This window comes from Allobosea sp. CER48, assembly GCF_044752385.1.
Lineage (GTDB): Bacteria > Pseudomonadota > Alphaproteobacteria > Rhizobiales > Beijerinckiaceae > Allobosea.
In genome coordinates this window covers 1-1,526 of sequence record NZ_JBIWYK010000615.1, presented here as the reverse complement: position 1 = coordinate 1,526, position 1,526 = coordinate 1, and the positions used below count along the sequence as shown (strand labels likewise).

At 69.0% G+C, this 1,526-nt stretch carries 2 protein-coding genes; both read left to right on the top strand.

Annotated elements, in window-relative coordinates:
* Nucleotides 1-734: methyl-accepting chemotaxis protein (locus tag ACIPIA_RS16020; protein ID WP_400510966.1), on the top strand; the 734-nt coding region annotated here is incomplete at its 5' end.
* 43 nt (nucleotides 735-777) lie between these two features.
* A partial coding sequence (locus tag ACIPIA_RS16015) for an ATP12 family chaperone protein (protein ID WP_400510965.1) occupies nucleotides 778-1,526 on the top strand: 749 nt, incomplete at its 3' end.

Below are 1,526 nucleotides of genomic sequence, written 5' to 3'. Positions count from 1 at the left end.
ACGGCGCGCTGGAGGTGCTGCAGCGTTCGACGGCCGCTTCGCAATCCTCGCGGCAAACCTCATCCAACGTCATCGCAGTGACGCAGGTCACCTCCGAGCTTGCGCAATCCTTCGCCGAGGTGGACCGGCAGGTGGCGGAAACGGCGCGCATCGTCGGGGCCGCGACGCTGCAGGCCGGCAACGTTCTCCACACCGTCGGCGATCTCTCGCGCAAGGCCGACGAGATCGGCAACATCGCGGGCGTGATCTCGACGATCGCCAAGCATACCAACCTGCTCGCGCTCAATGCCTCGATCGAGGCAGCGCGGCTCGGCCGGTCCGGCGGCGGCTTCACGATCGTCGCTCAGGAAATCAAGTCGCTGGCGAACCAGACCTGGCGCGCCACCGAGGAAATCCAGGGCCAGATCGAGGCGATCCACCGCTCCGGCGCGGAGGCCGCCGCGGCAATCGACACGATGAACGCGACGATCGGCTCGCTCAACGAGATCTCCGGCACCGTAGCCGTGGTCGTCGAGCAGCAGAACGCGGCCACCACCGGGATCGCCGACAACATTCGCCAGGCCGCCGACGAGACGATCGCCGCCGCGAGCAACATCGACATCGTCAGCCGCGTTGCCGCCGAAACCGACGAGGCCGCCGGCCACATCGCCGAATCGGCCGACCAACTCTCGCTCCAGTCGTCTCACCTCGACGCCGAAGTCGCTCAGTTTCTCGGTCGCGTCCGGGCAGCCTGAACCACCGGTTTCGTGCCGGGCGCGAATGGGGTATGGCAGCGGCATGTCCACCGATGATTTCCTTGCCCGCTTCGGTTCGCCTGGCGCCAGCCAGCCCGATCCCGTGGCGGCCGCCCAGCAGGCCATGCGCAATCCCCTGCCCGCGCGCTTCTACAAGGAGGCCGGGGTGCTGGAGCGTGACGGCCTCTTCCATGTCGCGCTCGATGGCCGCACCGCCCGCACCCCCGCCCGCAAGCCGCTGGCAGTCGGATCGCGCGAGGTTGCGCAGGCACTCGCCGCCGAATGGGACCGGCAGGCCGAGCGGATCGATCCCGCCCGGATGCCGCTGACGCGCCTCGTCAATTCGGCGCTCGACGGCGTTGAGGACCAGCAGGACGCGGTGCGCGCCGAGATCGTGCGCTACGCTGCCTCGGATGCGCTCTGCTATCGTGCCGGCGAACCGGAGGCGCTCGTCGCGCGTCAGGATGAGATCTGGCAGCCCATCGTCAGAGACATCGAAGCGCTGATCGGCGCCCGCTTCGTCCTGGCCGAGGGCGTCGTCTTCGCCGAGCAGCCGCCCGAGACACTTGCCGCCGTCGCCCGGCAGGTCGACAGGATCCCTGCTCCGCTCGCGCTCGCCGGCGCCCATAACGTCATGACCTTGACGGGGTCCACCATCGTCCTGCTGGCCCTCGCCAACGGCTTGATCGATGCCGAGGCGGCCTGGGAAGCTGCCCATCTCGACGAAGACTACCAGATCTCGGTCTGGGGCCAGGACGAGGAGGCCGCCGAACGTCGCGCCATCCGCCGGCG